The organism is Sphingobacterium daejeonense, assembly GCF_901472535.1.
Classification (GTDB): domain Bacteria; phylum Bacteroidota; class Bacteroidia; order Sphingobacteriales; family Sphingobacteriaceae; genus Sphingobacterium; species Sphingobacterium daejeonense.
Genome location: NZ_LR590470.1, coordinates 3,866,151 through 3,883,009, shown reverse-complemented (window position 1 = coordinate 3,883,009; position 16,859 = coordinate 3,866,151). Strand labels below are relative to the sequence as shown.

Sequence of the window (16,859 nt, the reverse complement as noted above, 5' to 3'; positions counted from 1 at the left end):
ATATCTATCTGTTAAATTTGTAATTTAGGAAACTAGATTATAAACCTATGGACAGACGGACAGCTTTAAAGCAAATGTTTATAATCGCGGGCGGTATGATGATTGCTACTTCCTGCGATTTTAGTTCAAAAGCACCCAGTATACAATTAAACAACGTTAAACTTGATTCAGATGATGAACTTTTCTTGTTTGAACTTGTCGAAACTATCATTCCCAAAACTGATAGTTCTGGTGCAAAGGACCTGAACCTGCACTTATTTGTGATGAAAATGCTGGATGATTGCACAAGTCCAGAAGATCAGAAGAAATTTCTAGAGGGCCTCAAGACGGCCGAAAAAATAAAAGGAAAATCTGCCGCGGAACAAATTGCTTATTTGAAGGCTCTTCCTCAAGATGATGTTTTCTTTAATATTCTGAAAAGAAGAACAATTCAGGGCTATAAAAACTCTGAATATGTCATGAAGAATAAATTAGTTTATGAATTAGTGCCAGGAAGATACAATGGTGCTTTTAAGATAGATGGATAATGGCAAATTTGAATATTGATTCTGAGAAAAATCGCACGTATGATGCCATTGTCATTGGCTCAGGAATTTCTGGAGGCTGGTCTGCAAAAGAACTCTGTGAAAAAGGATTACAAACGCTCGTTCTTGAACGAGGTAGAGATGTAAAACATATCAAAGATTATCCCACCACCAATCTTTATCCTTGGGAATTTGAACATCGCAATGAATTGCCCTATGCTGTAAAGCAAGAAAATCCTATTGTAAACAGGTGTTATGCTTTCCATGAAGATGCGGCACATTTTTTTGTGAAGGATAAAGAACATCCTTATGTGCAAGAAAAACCATTTGATTGGATCAGAGGCTATCAGGTTGGTGGTAAGTCATTATTGTGGGCAAGACAGACACAACGCTGGTCGGATTTTGATTTTGAAGGACCTGCGCGCGATGGGTTTGCAGTCGATTGGCCCATCCGATATAAAGATATCAAACCGTGGTATGATCACGTTGAACGTTTCGCTGGAATATCAGGCAATAAAGATGGTCTGCCTGAGTTACCTGACGGAGAATTTTTGCCTGGATACCCTTTGAATATTGTCGAGAAATATTTTAAAGAACAAGTGGAAACTAAATTCCCGGGGCGGAAAGTTATCTCGGCGAGATGTGCACATCTTTCAAAACCCAATCAAATCCACTTAGATCAAGGAAGGGTTCAATGTCAAAACAGAACGTTGTGCCAGAGAGGTTGTCCGTTTGGGGGATATTTCAGTTCCAATGCCTCAACTTTGCCATGGGCAGCAAAAACCGGGAATCTAACGATGAGACCGAATTCTGTTGTTCATTCAGTTTTATATGATGAAAACAAAGGGAAAGCAGTGGGTGTGAAAGTAATTGACAGGGAAACTAAAGAAGAAATTGATTTCTATGCTAAGGTTATCTTTATTAATGCTGCAGCATTGAATTCTACCTTAATTCTTTTGAATTCTAAGTCCAATAGGTTTCAAAATGGGCTAGGAAATGATTCTGGCACCTTGGGTAAATATGTTGCTTTCCACAATTATAGCGCAAGGATAAGTGCTGAGTACGAAGGCTTCTTGGATTATAAAACCGATGGTAGAAATCCTGCCGGAGGAGGCTATATTCCAAGATTTAGAAATCTTCATAAACAAGAGACCGATTTCTTGAGAGGTTATGCAGCTGGGTTCGGCGCTTATCGTTCTTCGTGGGCAGATGAATCTGGCTTAGGGGAGGATCTTAAAAATTCTATTCTATCTCCAAAATTTGGAAATTGGGGCGTAGGCTCGCACATGATGGGAGAAACAATTCCTAAGGAGTCAAATTTTGTTGCTCTTGATGCCACTCAAAAAGATGAATGGGGCATACCTCTATTAAAGATTTCGGTGGATTATGACGACAATGATGCCAAGATGAAAAAGGACTATCTGGATACTATGGAAGAGATGTTCACACAGGCTGGATTCAAAAATATCCGTCGAAATGAAAGCTCTCAAGCTCCTGGATTGGATATCCATGAAATGGGAGGGGCAAGAATGGGACTGGACCCAAAAACCTCGGTTCTGAATAGTTGGAATCAAATTCATGCATGTCCTAATGTTTTCGTGACGGATGGAGCAAGTATGACATCCACATCAACTCAAAATCCTTCTTTGACCTATATGGCATTCTCGGCAAGAGCTGTAGACCATGCTGTAAATGAGCTGAAAAAAGGAAATATTTAATATGAAATAATAGTCCATTGAATAAATTATTTTATTCAATGGATTTTAATAATAAGAACCATCCTAGGTTCTGTCAACCTGCTGGAACCCTGTTCCTTTTATAATTATCAAAAAACCGTGATCATGAAAAGACTTTTCATCTTTATATTCTTTTGTATTTTATGTACAACTCAGTTATTTTCCCAATCACTAAAATCCGAGAAAGGATTTGCTGACAAGGCAAAAATAACATTGGATTCCATCTATAAACATTTTGGAATCAAGGGAGAGAAGTTGCTACGTGAGAATTATCCCTATGATGAAAGTTACAAAGCCAGTTATTTAGCGGGGCCAGAACAAGCTTCAAAAGGAAATGCTTATTCATACCTATGGCCATTCTCAGGTTCATTATCTGCCCAGGTTGCACGGTACGAAATCAACAAGGATAAATCTATTTTGAAAGATATTAGGTCTACTGTATTGCCTGGCCTCCAACATTATTACGATAAAAGATCTCCATACGGATATGCTTCCTATGTAAGTTCGGCTCCGCAATCTGATCGCTTTTATGATGATAATGTTTGGTTAGGTATAGATTTCGCAGATCTTTATCTAAATACCAAAGACAATTCCTTCTTAGCAAAATCCGAAGAGATATGGAAATTTGTAGAAAGTGGTATGGATGATAAATTAGGTGGTGGCATCTATTGGTGTGAACAGAAAAAAGAATCCAAAAATACTTGTTCCAATGCTCCTGCAGTAGTTTATCTATTGAAGCTCTACCAAGCGACCAACAAAAAAGAATATTTGGACAAAGCTATTTCTCTTTACCAATGGACGAAGGAAAATTTGGAAGACAAAGAAGATCATCTGTATTACGATAATATCAGTTTATCTGGAAAGGTTAACAAAACAAAGTTTCCTTATAACTCGGGTCAAATGTTACAATCTGCAGTTTTGCTGCATAAAATTACTAATGAGCAAAAATACCTAAATGATGCGCTAGCTATTGCTGCATCAGGATATAATTATTTCTTTCATTCTTCTGAAAATTCATCTAAAGATTTCAAGTTGCTGAAGAATTCAGATGCATGGTTTATAGCAGTGATGTTACGGGGATATGTGGAGCTATTTCATGTTGACAAAAATCCACTTTATCTTAATAATTTCATTGATAATCTGAACTATGCGTGGACGGATTTAAGAGATGATCATGGTCTATTTCAAAAGGACTGGTCTGGTCAAAAAGAGACTAAGAAGAAATGGTTACTAGATCAGCTTGCTATGGTTGAGATGTATGCTAGAATAGCTTCGGTTTTGTAACGCAATTAGCTTAATTGTTTTAGCTACACTTCTAATAATTTTTACTAAACTTTCTCACTCAGCTAAAGTTTTTTAACATATTTTTTCTAATTTACATCAATCTAGTTGTAAACGGGATAATATTTGCTTTAAATTTTCGTTATGTTATTTGTGTTATTGCAGAATAATTCTGTTTTCACATCTCGCTAAAACGTTTTATTGTAAAATATTAGTTTATAGACCTTTTAAAATTATTTATTCATTAACGTTAATTAACATGCCAAACATTTACAGTTCAAAAATGTATCGGAAAGGCTTTGTCAGAGGGAGTATTTTATGCTTTGCTCTGATGGCTTGCAGCTATGGATATGCTGCTTCGGTACCTTACTCTGAAGAGACGTCAATTGAGAGGGTTGAGTTTCAGCAAACAGTTACGGGGACGGTGAAAAATGGTGCTACTGGAGAAGCTCTTTCCGGAGTAACCATTCGTGTAAAAGGAAAAGATGCAGCAGCACAAACCGACGATGCTGGTAACTTCAGCATTGCTGCCGAAAATGGGGACGTGCTACAAGTGAGTTTCATCGGTTTTACAGCACAAGAATTCCCGGTAACTTCAGCAACAGCTAATGTGGTTTTGACACCCGATTCAGAATCACTTGATGAGGTCGTAGTTGTAGGATACGGTACGCAAAAGCGTAAAGAAATTACTTCTGCAGTAGCTTCCGTAAAAGAAAAAGATTTCAACCGTGGGGGAATGAGAAACCCAATGGAATTAGTTCAAGGTAAAGTGGCTGGTTTGAATATCACCAGGGCTCAAGGTAGTAACCCAAACTCTGGAACTAATATCCAATTGCGTGGTATGGCTTCTTTAAAAGGAACTAATAGTCCTTTGGTCGTAATCGATGGTATACCAGGTGGTAGCCTAGATCTAATCAAACAAGGTGATATCGAATCGATTGATGTATTGAAGGATGGTTCTGCAGCAGCTATTTATGGTACCCGTGGTAATGGTGGTGTAATTTTGGTAACTACCAAAAAAGGAAAAGCCGGAAAACCACAGTTTGAATATTTAACCTATGGCCAAACAGAGATTGTAAATAGAAGGCCAACAATGTTGGATGCTGCACAATTCCGTGAAAAGGTTGTCCAAGGAATGAACAGACCTAAATTGGATCTTGGAGCAACAACAGATTTGTATGATGAACTAATCAATAAAGATAATTTCTCTCACTTCCATAATTTTATTGCAAGTGGTGGTGGAGAAAACTCGACCTACCGTGCTTCCTTTAATTATGAACAAGCAAAAGGTATAGCTAAAGAAAACGGCAGAGATCAATTTGGTGGTCGTATTAATTTTACACAAACTGGTTTCAATGATAAATTGACCATGTCAGCAAACATTGCTGCAAACTTTAATAAGGCAAATTTATTAGGTGGTAAAAAAGCGGATGATAGTGAGAACGTTCCGGATTTTGAGCAAGCAGTTCAAAGAAATCCAACGGCTCCAATCATGAATCCTGATGGAACCTACTACCAAACTCAAGAATTTAACAACTACAATCCAATCAGTCGTTTTGCTTACCGCTTGGATGATAGAAATCAACAGACTTTCTCCGGTGATGCACGTTTGAAATATCAAATCATCGATGAATTAAGCGTTTCAGCGTTCGGTTCCTACGTACGTGATAACTGGAATGGCCGTCAATACCGTTCAAGGTTAGATTGGGATCAAAGACCTGAATCAAATTATCAAGGTACAGGATATGCCTACAAAAGAAATGAACTGAGCTGGACCAAGACTTTTGAAAGTACCATTGACTACAACAAAACTTTTAATGACAACCATACGATTACAGGATTACTAGGGTATAGTTATCAATACTCAACCTTAGAATATTTTGATATGTCAAATAGTGGTTTTACCACTGATGGATTTTTGGATTGGAATTTTGGATCAGGTACGGCAATCACCAATGATAAATTACCTAGACCAGGGTTGAACTCATTTAAAGATGATAATACATTAGTTGCATTTTTTGGACGTGTAAATTATAACTATGCTGACAAATACTTTTTGACAGCGATTTTACGTCGTGAGGGTTCATCAAGGTTTGGGGCTAATAACAAATGGGGTAACTTCCCAGCGGTTTCTGCAGGTTGGACCATCACCAATGAAGACTTCTTCACCAATAAAGAAGTTGTCAATGATTTAAAACTTCGTGTGGGTTACGGTGTTACTGGTAACCAGGGTATCCCTAACTACCTATCATTAATTACATTGGGAACAGGTGGTGTTTATCCTCAAGATGGTGTTTATTACCAAACATATGGTGTGAATACAAACCCGAACCCTGATTTGAAATGGGAGCAAAAAGCAGAAACAAACATTGGTTTGGACTTTGGCTTGTTCAACAACAGATTAACTGGTGCGATTGACGTTTATCAAAGGAACACCAAAGATTTACTTTATCAATACAACGCACAGTTACCTTCATACGTTCAATCAAGTATTTGGTACAATGTAGGTTCAGTAGTAAACAAAGGGGTTGAAATTCAATTAACAGGTACACCGATTGTTAAGGATGACTTTACTTGGCAAGTTGATTTCACAGCTAACTACCAAAAAAAATAAGTTGACTAAACTTTCAAGTGATATTTTCCAAAGTAACTGGTTAGAATTTGGAGGTCTTCCTTCACCAGGAAACTTAGGTAATGCGGTAAGACTTGAAGAAGGTGGTGAAGTTGGTTCATTCTATGGTAAGCGATATGCTGGATTGGATGAAGAAGGCAAGTGGTTATTCTACAAAGCGGATGGTTCAACAGCGCCAGCAAGTGAAATCAACAATGATGACCTAACTTATATCGGTAATGGTATTCCTAAATACCAAGCATCATTAGGAAATAGATTCAGCTACAAAGGACTTGATTTAACGGTATTCCTGAGAGGTAAATTTAAATACGACATCTTGAACACTGCGGATATGTTCTTTGGAAATCAAAAATGGTTGCCAAACAACGTTTTGGAATCTGCCTTCGGAAAGCATGCTGATCTAAAAGATGATCCTCAATACTCTGACTATTACCTTGAAAATGGATCGTTCGTGAAAATTGACAATGTGACTTTAGGTTACAACTTCAATATGAAGAATGATTACTTAAGAAATATGTATGTGTATCTAACCGTTCGAAACTTAGCAACATTTACTAAGTATTCAGGAATTGATCCGGAATTGCAAGATACAGGATTTAATGGTGCGATTGATTCAAGAGGGTTCTATCCAAGAACGCAATCTTGGTCTTTAGGACTTAATATTGGTTTTTAAGGGAGAAGAAACATGAAATTATTTAATAAAAAAGCAATACGATTTACAGTAGCAACGATGATTGCTACGGCAAGTCTTTCCAGCTGTACCAATTTGGATGAGAATCTGTACAGCACCTTAGAGAAAGATAGTTTCTATAAGAATAAACTGGAAGTCATGCAGGCTGCCTTGCGCCCAATGACTCATATGCAGGCATGGTTGGCTCCAACTGGTAACTCAGGTTTTTATTATCATTCTGAACTGTCAGCAGACCAGGTTGCTTGGCCTCAAAAAGGACGCCATGGTTATGATGGGGGAGACCACTTCCGCATGCATTACCATACCTGGACAGCTACAGAAAACAGAGGGAAAACTTCTTGGGATTTAATGTGGACTGGTATAGGATATATCAATGGTGCCATTGCAGATATCGAATCCTTGGACATCAATGCTATTGATATGACGGAGGAAGAAAGAAATCAAGTTATTGCCCAGTTAAAGGTACTCCGTGCTTATCATTATATGAGAGCTATAGATCTTTGGGGAAATATTCCGATTTCAGTGGAAGTAGCTGATAAACCTTTAAACCCAGAAACAAAACCTCGAAAAGAAGTTTTTGAATTTATTAAAACAGAATTGGAGGCTGAGGTTCCTAAATTACCTACCCTAGATGCTAAAACAATAGGTCAAGTAAATAAAGCTGCGGGCTATGCTATGCTTTCAGAGCTTTATCTGAACGCTCAGAAATGGGCTGGAACCCCAATGTGGGACCAAGCAATCGCTGCGGCTGATAATGTTATCAAAGGTACTGGTGGTGGTATTGGTGGTGCACCTAAATTGTCAGCCGATATCAATTCCATCTTTAGTAATACGAACAGTGCAAATCCTGAATCTCTATTCCAATTTCAATTTAGTAGAAAAGGTGGTTTCACATTTGACTGGGGTGGTTTCTATATGGGATATGACTATATGAAAGAAACCTTGGACGTTGGGTATGGAGGTTGGAATGCATTTGTAGTAATACCTACCGCATTCGATGCCTTTGGTGCAAAAGATCTTCGTAAAAAAGATTGGTTTCTATTTGGTCCTCAATATAAATATGGAACTAAAAACTCCAGTGTTAGGAACAGAAGAATATGCGAAACAACCTTTAGTTTTTGTTAACTCCATCCGTAGAGAAAGTGAAGGTGATAAAACTTCACAAGGATCTATGGCTGAAGGTGAAGAAAACTCAGGTGCTCGCTTTAATAAATACAAATCGGGACGTCTTTCAGATGATAATTACCAAGAGAATGATTATATCATCTATCGTTTGACAGAAGTAATTTTCAATAAAGCAGAAGCCATTATGCGTAAAAACGGTGGCTCAGCGAACCAAGAAGCTGTTGACTTGATCAATTCATCAAGAAAACGCTCGTTTGCAGCTGCTGATTGGGAAGCGAACAAATACACCACAGCAAAATTGACGCTTGATGAACTATTAGCAGAACGTGGTCGAGAGTTTATCTTTGAAGGTAAACGTAGAACAGACCTTATTCGCTTTGGAAAATTCACAACAGCGGCTTGGTGGGATCATAAACCTACCGGAGATCCAAATAAAGAATTGTTCCCAATTCCTCAACAACAGATTGCAATTAATCCAAACCTGCAACAAAACCCAGGATACTAAGGATTTATCTTTGTTATATTTTACGGGTGTGTGCATTTATGTACATGCCCGTTTTTATTATTTAGACCATGTATTAAATGGATAGATATTAAAAAAGCCCCTCCAAGATATATCCTGGAAGGCTTTCTATAACAAAGAGTATTTTTATTAGATCTCTACTGTAGCATCCAATAGGAAATCTTCATTTTTCAAATGAACGATCTCTGTTGCTTTTTCGTAGTTCGTAGATTTTTTCGAGAAGAAATCGTGTTGAGTAGTTTCTGTATTCAAACCATTCAATACGATAGGATTCACTTGTTTTACTTCAAAGATTGGCTCAAAACCTAAGTTCATCAAAGCTTTGTTTCCATTGTAGCGAACGTATTCTTTTACCTCAGCTGTTTAAACCAACCACAGTGTACAATTCTTCTGTGTACTTGATTTCATTCTCATACAGATCATTTAATAGCTCTAGGAAGCGTTGTTTTACTTCTGCTTTGTTGGACAGTCTAGCAAACACTTCTTGGCCGATAAGCCCTACAAATACACCATGGATAGATTCATCTGCAATGATCTTTTTGATAATATCAGCCGAAGCTACCATTTGTCCTTGACCACACAACCATAAAGGCAAGAAAAATCCAGAATAGAATAAGAATGACTCTAACAATACAGATGCACCCAAAGCCATGAATAATTCTTCATCAGATACATTTTCTTTATCAATAGCACGGTAGTACTTATCGATTGTAGAAGCTTTGTATTGAAGGAATTTATTTTTGTGATACCCATCCAAATACATCGTTGATTTCATTGGTAGTTGAAACGGTTGTAAAGATGGTTGAATATGATTTAGCATGGATAGCTTCCATCATACACATGTATGAAAGAACTGCTTTGTTTTGCAAAGAGCTGATATGGTCAATGATCTTTGGCATCCCTGTATGGCTTTGTAGGGTATCCAATAGTGTCAGTCCACCTAAAGCTTTTTTATAACACTCTTTCATGTCCCAGCTCAAGCCTTTCCAGCTGTCAATATCTTTTGAAGGAATGTATTCCGTATCGATCCAAAATTGTCTGATATTCTGTTCCCAGAACATCAACGCATAATCGTTGTCTGGAGTGTTCCAGTTTACCGCTGTAAATTGTTTACTCATTGCTATTCTTTGTTTCTTTTAGTTAAAGAAGCTGAACTGGATATTTCTCAATTTCCAGTTCAGCTTCTCTGAATTATATGTCTTTTTTCTAAGGAGTCTGTTTTATGCAGAGCATGAAATACATTCCTCGATTGTGGATTTACGAGTACGGGTATAGTATAGGGATTTCAATCCTAACTTATGTGCGTAAATGTAGTACTTCGCAAGATCGCGTGTTGAATCTTTTGAGTTAGTGTGAAGGATAGTTGATACACCTTGGTCAATGTGACGTTGGATAACCGAAAACTAATTTCAACACTTTCATCTGATCCATGTCGTATGCAGATTTGAAGTAGAAGTAGTTGTCATTTGTCAAGTATGGCATAGGGTAGTAGGTTTGTACTATCACCATATTCTCTAACTTCGATAATGTCTACGATTGGCATTACAGATGCAGTTGCATTCATAATGTAAGAAGTAGATTGATTTGGAGCAATTGCCAAACGGTATGCATGGTAAACGCCATGCTCAGCTACTTGTGCTTTCAAGTTTTCCCAATCTTGAACAGTAGGGATATGGATTCCTTCAAATAGTTCCTTTACTTTTTCAGTTTTAGGAGCATATTCTTGTAGGATATACTTGTCGAAGTAAGTTCCATCAGCGTAAGCTGATTTTTCGAATCCTACGAAAGTTTTTTGGCGTTCTTTTGCAATTTCCATGGAAGCTTCTATTGAATAGTAGTTCATGGCCATGAAAAAGATGTTTGCAAAATCCAATGCCTCAGTAGATTCGTACATGATAAAGCTTTTCGCTAAGTAACCATGTAAGTTCATTGCTCCCAAACCTACCGAATGTAATTCACGGTTTGCTTTAGCAATAGAAGGAACCATTTCAATGTTCGTTACATCAGAAACTACAGTAAGGGCTCTCATTGCAGTTTTCACTGTTTCTTTGATTCGTTTGTTGTCCATCACTGTTGCGATGTTCAATGAACCTAAGTTACATGAGATACCGTATCGGATAGTGTCTTCTTTACCGTAAATGTTGATGTCAGATACTTCTGATACTTGCATGATTTCTGTACATAGGTTAGAGAATTTTACTTTACCTATTCCATTCAATGCATGCGCACGGTTTGTATTTTCTTTAAAGAAGATATAAGGATACCCTGACTCTTTTTGTGTTTGAGCGATTTTCACCAATAGGTGACGGGCATTGATTTTTTTCTTTTTTACGTTCGGGTTGGTGATCAATTCATCGTACATCACGTCCATGTCTATCTCATCCAAGTATTGACCATACTCTTGCATTACGGTGTGAGGGTAGATCAAATAACATGGTTCATCTTTCTCTGCCAATTCCATGAATTTATCAGGAACGATAATACCGATAGATAACGATTTGATACGAACTTTCTCATCCACGTTGATTTTTTTACAATCTAAGAATTCTTCGATATCAGAGTGGAAAATGTTTAAGTATACTGCACCAGCACCAGGGCGTTGACCTAATTGATTTGCATAGGAGAATGTGTCTTCCATGATCTTCATGATGGGCAATACCCCACCAGCACGGCCATCTACACCTTTGATTGCTTCACCACGAGCACGGATTTTCGAGATATTGAATGAAACACCACCACCAATGGAGGATAGCTTCATCGCTGAATCAACAGCGTAGCCAATACCATTCAAGTTATCACCAAATTTCATCCAAGAAACAAGAAACTAATTCACCGGAACGTTTTTTTCCAGCGTTCAAGAAAGTCGGGGTAGCGGGCTGATATTCTTGATTGATCATGATCTCGGCATATTCGATAGCTTTCTGTACGCCTTCTTCTCTTGCCAAGAACAAAGCAACAGCAACAACGCGGTCTTCATAGCGTTCCAAGAATTTCTCGCCAGAGTCATCACGCAATGCGTAGCTCTGGAAAAACTTGAAAGCAGCCATGAACGATTGGAAACGGAATTTCTTGGCAAATACATAGTTATATACCTCTTCCATTTGCTCAAAAGTAAACCATTGATAGAAATCGATGTAATAATCGTTTTCAATCAAATAGTCAACTTTCTCCTTCAATGTGTAGAAGAAGACAGTGTTCTTGTTTACATATTCAAGGAAATAAGCCCTTACAGCTTCCTTATCCTTGTGCAAGCTGAACTCGTCATCATGTTTGATCATGATTTCGTTGTTAAGCAATATCCAGTTTTTCGCTACCTCGTTTGCTATCATAGTACTGATTTTTTATGATGTCAATAAATTGATTAATATCTTCCATTGTTCCTGAAAGTTCGAATTTCATCGCCGTTGGGATGTCGAATATTTCAGATAATTTGTCCGCTGCCACCGCGAAATTTCTTCCCCAGTTGCGGTTACCACTTGATGTAACCGAATGGATAAGATGGCTCTGCTCTCTCATGAAAGCATCCGTTTTTTCAGAAACCTTACCAAAATTGGTCGTATAGGTCACTAAATGGCCCGACTCTTGGATCTCCATTCCTTCTTGGATACGGATAGCGGTCCAGCCTGTAATCTGAACGACTTTATTGATAAAGCGCTCAACATTACCTGTTCGTGAATCATAGTATAAATAAATCATAATTTATCTAGTTTATGATTGTCTTACAATGCGATTTGATCCAACTCCGCAGGATTGAATCCTATGATACGATTTTTGATTTCATCGTTCTCCAATACGATAACGGTAGGTACTGTGCGAACTTTAAACCTAACAGCTAATTCCGGCTCATCGAAAGGATTAACTGTTTCGTAAGAGATGCCCTTGTTGTCAAGGTATGCCGATACTTGTGCGCATGGTGCACAGTCATTTTTTTCGAATTTAATGATTCTTGCCATGGTATGTTATGTTTAAAAAGAATTATAGCTTATTTAAGCCTTGGTCTTTATGATAATTAAAAAAACGTTCTGAAATGAGAAGGTTATTTTCTCAAGTAGAACAAATATCCCTTATTTTTCTTCCAGGCGGTAACGATACTTTTCCACATCGATTCACAAAATCAACCTAAAACACCCGTGGCACTATTCGATATTTGGTAAAGCGTTGTTTTACAGGTTTGTAACTATGTTGATAACTTTGACTATTGCTTTTAATAGTAAATTTTTACACGTAATTCGATCCTGTTTTTATTGTCAAATTAACCGCTTTTTTTTGTTATTCTTAACCAAAAACGTTATATAGTTTTTAACGTATTGATAAATAAAATTTTAATCTGTTCTTTGAACAAAAAATGATGCAACTTTATCAACAATTGTTAAGAACACAATCAGAATCAACCCATAAAACCACCGTTTTTAAAATCGAAAATTATAAATAAATCATATGGAACTGCAAATCAGGAAAGCGCTAGAATCTGAAATTAATATCCTTCTCGAATTCGAACAAGGCATCGTTGATGCTGAAAGACCATTTGATAATTCCCTAAAGGAAGGAGAAATTCACTATTATGACTTAACTGAACTGATTAGATCAGATAAAGCAGAGGTATTGCTGGCAGTTATTAATGATGAAATTGTAGGCTCAGGTTATGCCAAAATCCTAAAAGCAAAACCATATCAGAAATTTGAAGAATATGCGTATTTGCGATTTATGTACGTCAAACCAACATTCCGAGGGCATGGAATCAATCAAAAGATTTTAAACAATCTGATTGAGTGGTCCAAAGAAAAAGGATTGACAGAAGTTAAATTGGATGTATACGACGAAAACGAAATTGCTAAAAAAGCATATTTGAAAGCTGGGTTTAAACCAAACTTATTGGAAATGAGATTCGAGATATAAAAAATGGGTGCCGTAAAACACGGTCACCCATTTCTAATCTCTTATGTTTACGGATTCTTACTTATCCGCTTTCACATCCATAGCCAAACCGTAGTTACCCCATACTAAATGGATTTTACCATTCTTATCGGCAGTGATTTTCATTCGCTCGACATTGTCTGAATTTTGTTCATTGTCAACAACCACCCTTAAGGCATCTTCTTTTTCATCATACTTGGTTCCCCATTGTTTCCAAGTCTTGTTGAAAATCATGGTTGTTTGGTTTTCACCAGGAATGGAATATAGACTATATTTTCCTGCTGGAAGTTTTTGTCCATTCACCGTAACGTTTTTATCAAACTCTACTGTAGTAGCCTCATTAGCTCCTGTTCTCCAAACTTTCCCTACCTCTGCTAAATCAACACCCAGTTGTCTCCCTTTAAGAGAAGGGCTGCTGTAGTGAATATCAATGGTCACTCCATCATCAGTAGTAACCTTTGAACTGTCCGCTGGACTAGCCTTCTGTTTCTGTTCTTGCGCTTGAGCAAATGAAAAAGTCAATATCATGGTCAAGGCCAATAGAATTGTAGTTGCTTTCATAGTGTCTAAAATTTTGGTTTATAACTTATTAATAAACTGAAAATAATGAAAATTGTTGTGTTTTTTATTTTTAATTGTTCCATACTTGAAAAGTATCTAACTGAAATGAACATAATTTTAAGAGAACATTATCATTTATTTACACTTCTTAACACAACAAACAATTAATTTAGACCATAAGATCTTTTTAAAAGAAAGGCAAAGTTATTTAGTTTAAAAATTTAGGACAGTTATTGAAGCAGATGGCGGGAAACATCTACCTTTAAGATAACTGTCCTTTTTTATTTGTTTTGTAACAAAAAGGTCAAAAAAGAGTTAATATCCGTTAAAATAAAAAAGCAACGACCATATGATTTAATGGCCGTTGCATCTACTTTATTTTGGAGGGTTAGTTGCGTTTTTATACTAAATACTCAAATAAAGTCTGGTCTTTATTCACTTCGATGAAATCAAATTTGTAAGACTTTAATCTTTCTATAAATGTAATATAGTCATTTGGATCGTTTAATTCAATACCAATTAATGCTGGACCTCTTTCGCGCTCAGTCTTTTTGATGTATTCAAACCTGGTGATATCATCCTTGGGACCTAATACTTCGGTTACCAAAAGCTTCAATGCTCCCGGTCGTTGTGGAAATCGAACAATGAAATAATGTTTAAACCCTTCATACAATAATGATAGTTCCTTGATTTCACTCATGCGATCAATATCGTTGTTTCCTCCAGACACAACGCAAACTACTTTTTTACCTTTGATCTCATCCTTGTGAAAATCCAAAGCAGCAATTGACAATGCCCCAGCAGGCTCAGCAACTATAGCATCCTTATTGTACAACTCTAAAATCGTCGTACAGATTTTCCCCTCGGGAATTGACTTTACGCTATCTAATAATTGAGAACTGATATCATAGGTCAAAGCACCGATCTTTTTGACAGCTGCACCATCTACAAACTTGTTGATATGCTCAAGTTCGATAGGACCACCATTCTGTAATGCCGCTTGCATCGAAGGAGCTCCCTCTGGTTCAACTCCATAACACTTAACATGAGGTGCGTGCTTCTTCATATGGTAACTAAGCCCAGAAGATAAACCACCACCACCAATAGGGATAAAGACTGCATCAACATCAGGAAGGTCTTCCAAGATCTCAACCGCAACTGTGCCTTGCCCTTCAATAACCTTGAGGTCGTCAAATGGTGGAATGAAGGTCATACCATGATCTTTAGCATATTCCAAAGCCCCTTTCTGACAATCATCAAATGTATCACCAACTAAGATGATTTCAATATTGCCATTCCCCCACATCTCAGTTTGGGTAATTTTCTGCCTTGGAGTTGGACCAGGCATAAAGATTACACCCTGGATGTTAAGTTTTTTACAAGATAGAGCAACACCTTGCGCGTGATTCCCTGCGCTCGCACATACAACCCCTTTTGATCTCTCTTCCTCAGACAAGCTCAATATTTTGTTGAATGCTCCACGTAGTTTATAAGATCTTACAACTTGCAGATCTTCTCTTTTTAAGTAAACATCTGCTCCGTATTTCTCCGAGAGATGTAAATTATATTGTAATGGTGTACGAGTAACCACATCCTTGATGCGCTCTTTTGCAGCAACAGAGTCTATGGTTATCGTTGATAGGTCCAAACTCATTCTTTTTCCATTCGGTGTTTAGGTGATTTAAAAAAGGCTGGAAAACCAGCCTTTATCTTAGTTTTCTTGTACCAATATCAACAGATCCGCATCTACAATTTCTTTCTTGGCATCTGCCATAACTAAAAATCTTTGATAGCAATCTGCTAATTTATCTTTGTCTAGGTTATAGCCCAAACGTTCTAAGTGATGTTTCAAAGCATGACGTCCTGAACGAGCAGTCAAAATAATATCTGCTTCAGCTAATCCAACATCCTCAGGACGAATGATCTCATAGTTTTCGCGGTGTTTCAAGAAACCGTCTTGATGGATACCAGAACTATGTGCAAAAGCATTGCGTCCTACGATTGCTTTATTTGGTTGGACCGGCATATTCATCATCTCGCTTACTTTTCTCGAAAGATAAGTGAACATTTTACTGTCGATGTTCGATGATAAACCTCCAAAAGCTTGATTGTGAACTTTTAAAATCATAGCTACCTCTTCCAAAGAAGTGTTTCCAGCACGTTCACCAATTCCATTGATCGTACATTCAACTTGGCGAGCACCATTTTGAACTGCAGCAATAGAGTTTGCTGTTGCCAAACCTAAATCATTGTGGCAATGGGCCGAAATAATAGCTTGGTCAATATTGCTGACATTCTCTTTCAGATATTTGATTTTAGCACCATATTGGTCGGGTAAACAATATCCATTGGTGTCTGGAATATTGACTACCGTAGCACCAGCATCAATAACTGCTTCAATCATCTGTGCTAAGAAAGCTAGGTCAGCACGACCAGCATCTTCAGCGTAAAACTCAACATCTTCAACGTATTTCTTAGCATGTTTTACAGCAGCAACTGCACGCTCAAGAATTTCTTCACGTGTACTGTTGAATTTATATTTGATATGCATATCCGAAGAACCAATTCCAGTATGGATACGGGGTCTCTTAGCATATTTTAATGCATCTGCAGCAACATCGATATCATTCATGTTAGCACGGGTCAGTGCACAGATGATCACATCATTTACAGCTTTGGATAACTCAACTACAGATTGGAAATCTCCAGGACTAGATACAGGAAATCCTGCTTCAATAATATCTACCCCTAAGCGTTCCAAATCTTTAGCAATTTCGATTTTCTCTGGAGTTGTCAATTGACAACCTGGCACTTGCTCACCGTCACGTAATGTTGTATCGAATATGTATAAGTGATTAGGATCGTGTAACAT

At 37.5% G+C, this 16,859-nt stretch carries 19 protein-coding genes; 8 read left to right on the top strand and 11 right to left on the bottom strand.

Going from position 1 to position 16,859, the window contains the following annotated elements:
• The first annotated feature begins 47 nt into the window (after window positions 1-47).
• The 7 genes from FGL31_RS18580 to FGL31_RS26660 all read left to right on the top strand — a co-directional run bounded on the left by FGL31_RS18580 (window position 48) and on the right by FGL31_RS26660 (window position 8,494).
• Window positions 48-527, top strand: a complete 480-nt coding sequence (locus FGL31_RS18580) for a gluconate 2-dehydrogenase subunit 3 family protein (RefSeq protein WP_138093676.1) — start codon at window positions 48-50, stop codon at window positions 525-527.
• The gene (locus FGL31_RS18575; RefSeq protein ID WP_138093673.1) at window positions 527-2,242 is read left to right on the top strand and encodes a GMC oxidoreductase; all 1,716 of its coding nucleotides are present in this window, start codon (window positions 527-529) and stop codon (window positions 2,240-2,242) included. Before FGL31_RS18580 ends, FGL31_RS18575 begins: the two co-directional genes overlap by 1 nt.
• Before the next feature lie 123 nt (window positions 2,243-2,365).
• Window positions 2,366-3,544, top strand: coding sequence for a glycoside hydrolase family 76 protein (locus FGL31_RS18570; protein WP_138093670.1), 1,179 nt, complete (start codon window positions 2,366-2,368; stop codon window positions 3,542-3,544).
• A gap of 256 nt (window positions 3,545-3,800) precedes the next feature.
• Entirely contained in the window at window positions 3,801-6,155 is a 2,355-nt protein-coding gene (locus tag FGL31_RS18565; RefSeq protein ID WP_232046959.1) for a SusC/RagA family TonB-linked outer membrane protein, read from the top strand.
• Window position 6,156: 1 nt separating this feature from the next.
• On the top strand, window positions 6,157-6,846 hold the full coding sequence (locus tag FGL31_RS26665) for a hypothetical protein (protein ID WP_232046958.1): 690 nt from the start codon (window positions 6,157-6,159) through the stop codon (window positions 6,844-6,846).
• A gap of 12 nt (window positions 6,847-6,858) precedes the next feature.
• Entirely contained in the window at window positions 6,859-7,989 is a 1,131-nt protein-coding gene (locus tag FGL31_RS18560; RefSeq protein ID WP_232046957.1) for a RagB/SusD family nutrient uptake outer membrane protein, read from the top strand.
• Window positions 7,925-8,494, top strand: coding sequence for a RagB/SusD family nutrient uptake outer membrane protein (locus FGL31_RS26660; RefSeq protein ID WP_232046956.1), 570 nt, complete (start codon window positions 7,925-7,927; stop codon window positions 8,492-8,494). The genes FGL31_RS18560 and FGL31_RS26660 overlap by 65 nt, the downstream gene beginning before the upstream one ends.
• 147 nt (window positions 8,495-8,641) lie before the next feature.
• On the opposite strand, the gene FGL31_RS26655 is transcribed toward FGL31_RS26660, so the two are convergent.
• The 8 genes from FGL31_RS26655 to FGL31_RS18540 form a co-directional block, all read right to left on the bottom strand.
• Window positions 8,642-8,827 carry a hypothetical protein gene (locus FGL31_RS26655; RefSeq protein WP_232046955.1) on the bottom strand — a complete coding sequence of 62 codons (186 nt, stop codon included), beginning with the start codon at window positions 8,825-8,827 and terminating at the stop codon, window positions 8,642-8,644.
• 40 nt (window positions 8,828-8,867) lie between these two features.
• Window positions 8,868-9,287 (bottom strand): ribonucleotide-diphosphate reductase subunit beta, encoded by a 420-nt coding sequence (locus tag FGL31_RS26650; protein ID WP_232046954.1) that lies wholly within the window; start codon window positions 9,285-9,287, stop codon window positions 8,868-8,870.
• On the bottom strand, window positions 9,247-9,630 hold the full coding sequence (locus FGL31_RS26645) for a ribonucleotide-diphosphate reductase subunit beta (RefSeq protein ID WP_232046953.1): 384 nt from the start codon (window positions 9,628-9,630) through the stop codon (window positions 9,247-9,249). The genes FGL31_RS26650 and FGL31_RS26645 overlap by 41 nt, the downstream gene beginning before the upstream one ends.
• A 102-nt stretch (window positions 9,631-9,732) precedes the next feature.
• Entirely contained in the window at window positions 9,733-9,906 is a 174-nt protein-coding gene (locus tag FGL31_RS26640) for a ribonucleotide reductase barrel domain-containing protein (protein ID WP_262709262.1), read from the bottom strand.
• Window positions 9,907-9,974: 68 nt separating this feature from the next.
• Complete coding sequence (locus FGL31_RS26635) at window positions 9,975-11,321, bottom strand: ribonucleoside-diphosphate reductase subunit alpha (RefSeq protein ID WP_232046952.1); 1,347 nt, start codon at window positions 11,319-11,321, stop codon at window positions 9,975-9,977.
• On the bottom strand, window positions 11,308-11,841 hold the full coding sequence (locus FGL31_RS26630) for a ribonucleotide reductase N-terminal alpha domain-containing protein (protein WP_232046951.1): 534 nt from the start codon (window positions 11,839-11,841) through the stop codon (window positions 11,308-11,310). Before FGL31_RS26630 ends, FGL31_RS26635 begins: the two co-directional genes overlap by 14 nt.
• Window positions 11,801-12,208 carry a class Ib ribonucleoside-diphosphate reductase assembly flavoprotein NrdI gene (gene nrdI / locus FGL31_RS18545; RefSeq protein WP_099369993.1) on the bottom strand — a complete coding sequence of 136 codons (408 nt, stop codon included), beginning with the start codon at window positions 12,206-12,208 and terminating at the stop codon, window positions 11,801-11,803. The genes FGL31_RS26630 and nrdI overlap by 41 nt, the downstream gene beginning before the upstream one ends.
• Window positions 12,209-12,231: 23 nt before the next feature.
• On the bottom strand, window positions 12,232-12,465 hold the full coding sequence (locus FGL31_RS18540; protein ID WP_099369994.1) for a glutaredoxin family protein: 234 nt from the start codon (window positions 12,463-12,465) through the stop codon (window positions 12,232-12,234).
• Between the two features lie 484 nt (window positions 12,466-12,949).
• Between FGL31_RS18540 and FGL31_RS18535 the strand changes: the two genes are divergently transcribed.
• Window positions 12,950-13,408, top strand: a complete 459-nt coding sequence (locus tag FGL31_RS18535; protein ID WP_138093667.1) for a GNAT family N-acetyltransferase — start codon at window positions 12,950-12,952, stop codon at window positions 13,406-13,408.
• 57 nt (window positions 13,409-13,465) lie between these two features.
• On the opposite strand, the gene FGL31_RS18530 is transcribed toward FGL31_RS18535, so the two are convergent.
• The 3 genes from FGL31_RS18530 to FGL31_RS18520 all read right to left on the bottom strand — a co-directional run bounded on the left by FGL31_RS18530 (window position 13,466) and on the right by FGL31_RS18520 (window position 16,859).
• Entirely contained in the window at window positions 13,466-13,987 is a 522-nt protein-coding gene (locus tag FGL31_RS18530) for a DUF2911 domain-containing protein (RefSeq protein ID WP_138093664.1), read from the bottom strand.
• Between the two features lie 400 nt (window positions 13,988-14,387).
• Window positions 14,388-15,641, bottom strand: coding sequence for a threonine ammonia-lyase IlvA (gene ilvA / locus FGL31_RS18525; protein WP_138093661.1), 1,254 nt, complete (start codon window positions 15,639-15,641; stop codon window positions 14,388-14,390).
• Between the two features lie 57 nt (window positions 15,642-15,698).
• Window positions 15,699-16,859: a 2-isopropylmalate synthase gene (locus tag FGL31_RS18520; protein ID WP_138093657.1), complete on the bottom strand. Its 1,161-nt coding sequence runs from the start codon at window positions 16,857-16,859 to the stop codon at window positions 15,699-15,701.